The 6,685-nt window shown below is 65.5% G+C and carries 3 protein-coding genes and 2 pseudogenes; 3 read left to right on the top strand and 2 right to left on the bottom strand.

Annotated elements, in window-relative coordinates:
* A pseudogene (locus C100_RS29885) lies at positions 1–716 on the bottom strand (septum formation inhibitor-activating ATPase); the annotation flags it as partial.
* Positions 717–718: 2 nt separating this feature from the next.
* Positions 719–3,070, bottom strand: coding sequence for a hypothetical protein (locus C100_RS29880; RefSeq protein ID WP_019054346.1), 2,352 nt, complete (start codon positions 3,068–3,070; stop codon positions 719–721).
* Between the two features lie 182 nt (positions 3,071–3,252).
* Here C100_RS29880 and C100_RS29875 point away from each other — a divergent pair, with 182 nt between their 5' ends.
* The 3 genes and pseudogenes from C100_RS29875 to C100_RS29865 form a co-directional block, all read left to right on the top strand.
* The gene (locus C100_RS29875; RefSeq protein ID WP_031308780.1) at positions 3,253–5,322 is read left to right on the top strand and encodes a ParB/RepB/Spo0J family partition protein; all 2,070 of its coding nucleotides are present in this window, start codon (positions 3,253–3,255) and stop codon (positions 5,320–5,322) included.
* A gap of 83 nt (positions 5,323–5,405) precedes the next feature.
* Positions 5,406–6,344 carry an ArdC family protein gene (locus tag C100_RS29870; protein ID WP_019054348.1) on the top strand — a complete coding sequence of 313 codons (939 nt, stop codon included), beginning with the start codon at positions 5,406–5,408 and terminating at the stop codon, positions 6,342–6,344.
* Between the two features lie 53 nt (positions 6,345–6,397).
* Positions 6,398–6,685, top strand: a pseudogene (locus C100_RS29865) (DUF6927 domain-containing protein); the annotation flags it as partial.

Genomic DNA, 6,685 nt, shown 5'->3' with positions numbered 1-6,685 from the left:
GGCAACCACAGAAGCCTCGTAAACATGGCCTTCGCCTCCGCGGCGCGAGGCTTGTCCATCGTCCAAAGCTTGCCCCAGCGCTCGGCATCCGCGCGCCTGACGACCACGTTGCCGAAGCGGTTGAACGCCTCGTGGCCCAGCTCCGCCCCGAAACCTCTTTCGAAGGCGTCGAGCACCGGGTCGAGGGAAGCATCGGGTTGGAATATGCCTGCCGCGCCCTCGACCGGGATCAGCCAGCCCATGGTGCGCAGGCTCGGCCCGTAGTTCAGCGGCGATATGAAACCTGTCGAATAGCGTCGCATGTTGCGCCGGGCTTCCCATTCCTCACCGCCAAAACGATACTGCTTCGCGTCCAGCATCGGCCGCATGGCTTGCGCCCCCGGAATGTCCGCACGCGGGTCGATCAGGAACTGTGACCACGCGTAGATAGCCTCGATCCGGTCGACGAAATCGCGCATCTCTTCGGGCTTTGCGCTCTGCCGCTTTCCCCGCTCCAGAACATGGCGCACCCTCCGCCAGGCCCAGGCCATCAGGGTGTAGGGACGGATGTGGCTTGCCACATTGTTGAGGTCCGGCAGCACCCGGTCCATCAGGCCGAAGTTGATCTGCCTAAGGCCCAGCGGGTCTACCCCGCCGAAGTTGATCTTGCTCCTGTCGACCGCGCGAGCCTCGCCAGCGGAGCGCGCGGTATCGAGGAGTTCGTTCAGATCCGTCATCGTCAGCAATCCCGATTGATGAGGATTCGGCCGCAGCAGGTGCTGAGACCCCGCAACCGCAGATCTTCCCCGGCCGCCAGAGGCAGGCGAATGTGGCACCGCGGGCAGGAGGGTCTGAAGGAGTCGAGTACCGTCAGTTTGGCGTATGACGAAGGATCACGCAGCGCCCGCTCTAGATTGGGCCAGTGCGGCGATGACCTCAGGCTATCGTAACCGACATGGGGGCCACGGCCATCGCCAGCGGCAAGATAGGCGTCGATCTGCTCACCCATGGTCCTTGCCGTCAGGACCTCGCCGAGGAAGCTGTCGAGGTCGACGCCCGATCCCAGCAAATCCATGAATGCCGGTATTACATCCGGAGTGACGGAAAGGCTTGCCGGGTCGATCCCGCGGCGCAGGAAATAGCGACGTGCCCGGATCGCATTGTCGTCCCGGCGATCAGCTGCGTGATGAAGGAGAATGGAGGCGATGGCGATGTCGCTTTCGGGTCCGTCAAGCGCAACGACGTGCGCAAGCACCTTGTCGAGCCAGAGTTGCACCTTGCCCGGCGCCGGCCTGATCCGGTCCGCCAGGAAATGCGATAGCGACAGAGCCATGAGCGCGTTGCGGCCCTCCGCCTCGGGCGCCAGCATGGCCGTCAGGAGCTCGTCGAAGAGTTGCAGCGACCGATGGTTCGCCGCCTCCTCCGATCGCGCCCGCTTTTCCCGGTCCTTCTCGTCCTCATCGTCGTCGTCATCGGTCTCGCCGCCGCCGCCCCAGGGTCCGCGCGACTGTCTGAAGACGGCACGGATGAGGGCCATGGAATGGCGCCAGGCGGACGTTGCTTCGCCGTCGCTCGCTCCAGAAAATGACTGTGCGCCAAGGCCAGCCGCCTTAAGGTCCGCGAGCGTTACCGCTCCTTCGCTCTCATTGGGTCCGCCGGTGCTTCCCCCGCCGCCAATGCCCAGCGATGCCGGCATGCGGCTCGGATCCTCACGAAACCATGCCAGGATGGCGGCAACGTCCGTCGGTGTCTCCGTGCCGGCGAGCATCGCCATGAGGCGGGGCGCGATCGAACCCGTGCGTCGGATCAGTTCGAGGGCAGCCGCGATCGACACGAAACCCTCCCAGCGTCTGCCGTCCTGCTCAAGCCCGAGGATCAGGCGACCATTCTCCCAGCTTTCGAACTCGATTCGCGGTGCATCGACCTCGAAATGGCCGTCGTCGGAAATCAACACCGAGCCCAACATGTGGGATCCCCTGGGCGTTCGCAGGACGGCGTTTGCGCTCCCGGAGAGTCTGGGCGCGAGCGTTCGGCCGGTTATCGTTTCGCCTTCGAGCGATGCGCCCAGGACCCCGACCGCGGATGCCACCGCGTCATTCTCGTCCTGCTCGTCGGCCGGCAGTCGTGCAGGGGCCGTCGCCGGCGCCGTCACCCAATAATTCTTGCTGCCTCGCTGAACGCGCAGCACACCGGCTTCGACGTTTCGGCCGAACAGTCCGGCATGCGTCACATTGGCGCTGCCGCTCAGAACGAGGCGGCCTTTGCGGCACACCAGTTCGATCGATTTGGCGTGAAGCGGCCTGTCATCCTGGCCGAACGCGTCGGCGGCATCGATAGCCTTCCACCTCTTGCCACCCTCGAAGGGCCAGGCGTTCGAACCCTGGCCGCGGACCGTGCCTGCGCGGTGGGCATGGAGATGCGCTTCATCGATCTCCAGCAGCGCCGCGAGCGCATTCAACCCCTCGGCGCGAAGATCGTAATAGGGCGAAACAGCTGTCATGCGCGTCACGCCGCCCAGATCTTCCGCATAGAGCGCCAGTTGTTCCGCAATAGGCGCGTCGAGGCTGTGGACCATGCGAACATTGCCCGGCCGCGGCTGTCCTTGCGCCGACCGGCGTAACGACGCAGCGATCGTCTCGCACGCCGGTCCCGCTGTCGTGATGATCTGAGCGGAAGCCGAAATCTGTCCGAAGAAGTCGGCCGCATCGTCGAAGGCGTCCGCAGCGAAACTAGGATGGAGATGCTCGACCAGCTCGAGATTGCCGCCCCAGCCCGCGAAGGTCAGATTTCCCGATCCGACGAGCAGATGAGCATCGTCCTCGCTGAAAAGTGCGCAGACCTTCGCGTGGAAAACGCCGTGATTGGTGCAGGCAACGGGTTCGATTTCATAGTCGCGGCCGACCCTGCGCGCCCCTTCCTCGCTCAAACCGGCACGCACGCCCTCAGGATCGGCCAGAACAAGAGCATTGCGCCCGCCGCCACGCAGCAAAGCGTCGAGAAGCACCGCCTCGAAGAAGGATAGCGAAAGCGCATAGGTTGTGAAGGCAGCGCGCTTCCACGGCGCGGCCGAGATCAGATCGAGCGGATTCACGTACACCCCCTGGACCAAGCCTAACCATCGACCAGTTCATCGACAGTAAAAATCGAAGCTTCCGCAGGTGAGCGACTGGCGGCTCCGGCCTATGCAAGTTCGGCCGAAGCAGATCGGGGAAAGGGAAGGGGGGACGGAGCTGGTGTTCGGGATGATCCGGACGCCAGATGGAGCTCCTTCCCATGACCGCTTCCGTAAAGCTCGCCAAACTCACCCTATCGCCCATCAACGTCCGCAAAAGGCCCGACGAACTGCTCGAAATCCCGCAAATGGCGGCCGATCTCGAAGCGCGCGGCGTTCTGCAGAACCTTCTCGTCACGCCAGTGAAGAAGCCGCGCGGCACCTTCGAGGTTTTCGACGGCGGTCGCCGCCTCCGCGGCCTGCGGATGCTCGCCGACCGCGGCGTCATTGACCCTGAAACCTACGACGTTCCCGTGAAGGTTCTGGTCGGCGACGAGGCGACCCTGTCGGAGACCTCGACCGCGGCGAACTTCCATCAGCTCAAGATGACCCCGGCCGAGGAATGCCGCGCGTTCCAGTATTTCATTGGACTGACGGGCGACATCGAGGGTGTCGCCAAGCGGTTCGGCCTCACCCGCCGCTTCGTCGAGGGCCGCCTGCGGCTGGCGACGCTCGCTGAGCCGATCTTCGAGGCGCTGAGCGAAGGCACCATCACGCTCGACGTCGCCAAGGCCTATGCGTCGACCGAGAACCAGGAGAAGCAGCTTCTCGTCTGGAACAGCTACGGCACCAGTTACTCCAACGCCGACACGATCCGCCGCGTGATCGCCAACGAGACCATGAACTCGACCGACCCCGTCGCCATCCTGGTCGGCGAGGATCGCTATGCGGAGGCTGGCGGCAAGGTCGACCGCGATCTCTTCAGCGACAGCGGCGACAAGTGGGTCAATCCCGAGATCGCGCAGCGGCTGGCCGCGGACATCATGGAAGCGGAAGCCAAGCGCGTCGGTGAGGAACTCGGCCTTGGCTGGATCCGGCCGATCGCGTCCAACTATACCCACAGCGCGGCTGCCGGCCTCTATCGCGTCATCCTGCCCCCGGCCGACCTGACCGAGGAACAGCAGGCCCGGATCGAGGCGATCTCGGCCCGGCAGGAAGTGATCTCCGTCGAGATGGACGATGATGCCATCGGCGAGGACGCCTACAAGGCGCTTGACCAGGAATATGACGCGCTCACCGAGGAGGAGCAGGCGATCCGCAACGTCGCGCCGGTGCTGCCGGACGAGCTGCGCCCGCTGGTCGGCGCCTTCCTCAAGCTCACTCCCAGGGGCGAAATGGTCCTCGACGCCGAATATTACAGCGAGGAGCCCGTCCGGATCGGCGGCACCGAGGAGGAAACCGGCGACACCGCGGTCAACGGGGCGCGCAGCCGGCCGAGCGGGGCAGGCAGGGAATCCGCGCCTCCGGCGTCGCGGCCCGAAGCGGTCGCGCCCGGCGGCAAGCCGCTCAGCGCGCGGCTCTACGACGAGCTTGCGATGCAGCGGCGCGACGTCCTGGCGGCGACCCTCCTCAGCCATCCGGCGCTCGCGCTCGACTATGCGCTGTTCGTGATGATCGACGACCGCATGAGCACCGAAAGCGCCTATGGCTCGACCATCCGCGCACGCTCGCCGCAGGACCCGGTCACCGGCGAGCAGCCCGCGACCCGTGCCCGCAGCTATCTCGCCGAAGCGCATGACGGGCTCGATGCCGATTGGACCGAATATCCCTCGCAGGTCGAGCGGTTCGAGGCGTTCCGCGCGCTCGACGACGACGGCAAGGCGGCCTGGCTAGGCTATATCGTCGCGATGTCGCTCGAGGCGCCCAATTCCCGCGCCGAACAGTCCCCGCTCCACAACCGTCTCGCGACGATCATGGAGATCGACGTCGCGAGCTGGTGGCGGCCGACCTCGGAGAACTTCTTCGACCGGGTCAGCAAGGGTTCGATCCTGACGCTGCTCGCCGATGTCGGCGGCGCCGCGCTCACCGCGCGTCACGCGACGATGAAGAAGTCGGAGATCTCGGAATCGTGCGCCAAGCTCTTCGCGGGCGAGGCGATCGTCGAGCCGGAGGTTCGCGACGCGGCGCTGGCCTGGGTGCCCAACGCCATGAAGTTCCTCGACCAGGTGCCCGCCGACGATCTCGATGTCGACGACAGCACCGAGGATCAGGGCGACGATCGGGAGACGGTCGCGGGGAACGACGCCGACGGCGAATCTCAGCTGGACGATCAGGACGCGCTCGCGGCCTGACGCCAGTCACCAACTGGAGTGCTCACCGCCGGCGCGCACCCCGCGCTGGCGGTTTCCTTCTCGTCCGCACCGGAGTTCCCACCATGTCAGCTTCACGACGCTCCAGCCGCGACGTCGCCGCGGAAATCACCGACCTCATCATTCGCAAGCTCGAGGAAGGCGTCCCGCCCTGGTCGAGACCCTGGCGGTGCAGCGGCGCCGGCGGGCGCCCGCTGCGGCATTGCGGCACGCCTTATACCGGCATCAATACGCTCTACCTGTGGGCGCTCGGCGACGCGATGGGCTACCGCTCGCGCTTCTGGATGACCTATCGCCAGGCCGAGGCGCTCGGGGCCAATGTACGGCGCGGCGAAACCGGCGCGATCTCGGTCTATTATTCCTCGTTCAAGAAGACCGAGGAGCATCCCGAAACCGGCAGGGAGGTCGAGAAGAACATCCGCTTCCTTCGCCACTACGTCGTCTTCAATGCCGATCAGATCGACGCGCTTCCGGCCTATTTCTATGCTCCGCAAGAGCCGGAGGTGCCGGTGGAGCCCTCGACGCACCAGGCCGCGATCGACGCCTTCTTCGACGCGATCCCCGCCGACGTCCGCCACGGCGGCAACCAGGCCTACTTCACACCGACATTCGATCACATCCAGATGCCCAGCCGCAGCTCGTTCCGCAGCATGGATCTGTACGCCTCGACGAGGTGCCATGAGACAGTCCACTGGTCGGGCCACCCCGACCGGCTCGCGCGCAAATTCGGCAAGCGCTTCGGCGATAAGGCCTATGCGTTCGAAGAGCTCGTCGCAGAAATCGGGGCCGGCCTTTGCTGCGCCGATCTCGGCCTGCCCAATCTGCTGCACGACAGCCATGCGAGCTATGTCGGGCACTGGCTCGGCATCCTGCGCGGCGACAAGACCGCCATCATCCACGCGGCTGCCAAAGCCGAGCAGGCCTTCGCCTATCTGAAGAGCTTCTCCGGTGCCGAGAGCGATGCCGCGCCCGCCGATCCGGCCGTGCCGGCGCTCGCCGCCTGAGCGCCGCCGAGGCTCCCGCTTCCCCAATTACCGACAAGCAAAGGAACACCATCATGGGATGGCTCTACATGCCGCGTGCGTCGCTCGGCGGCCACGCAACCGCCAAATCCTACCTCGACGCCCAGTGTACCTACGACCGCCCACAGGAGGATGGCGGCACGCAAGGACTCAAGGTGCTGGCCTCGGCCTGCCCCGGCAACCGGGTCTATTACGCCGCGGTGCAGGTCATGAAGAACGGCATCGGCGGCGAGGTTTTCGCCATCGTCTGCCTCGTGCGGTGGAACCCGCGCGACAAGGACGGAATGATCTTCGGGTATAAGGACAGTGCGCCGTTGCGGCGC

It is taken from the genome of Sphingobium sp. C100, from assembly GCF_000508185.1.
GTDB lineage: Bacteria > Pseudomonadota > Alphaproteobacteria > Sphingomonadales > Sphingomonadaceae > Sphingobium.
The sequence above is the reverse complement of the archived record's forward strand: the minus strand, read 5'-3'. Positions and strand labels throughout refer to the sequence as shown.

Excerpts from the sequence above, each read along its gene's own strand:
- C100_RS29870 (WP_019054348.1), top strand. The coding sequence starts at position 5,406 with ATGTCAGCTTCACGACGCTCCAGCCGCGACGTCGCCGCGGAAATCACC.
- C100_RS29875 (WP_031308780.1), top strand. The coding sequence starts at position 3,253 with ATGACCGCTTCCGTAAAGCTCGCCAAACTCACCCTATCGCCCATCAAC.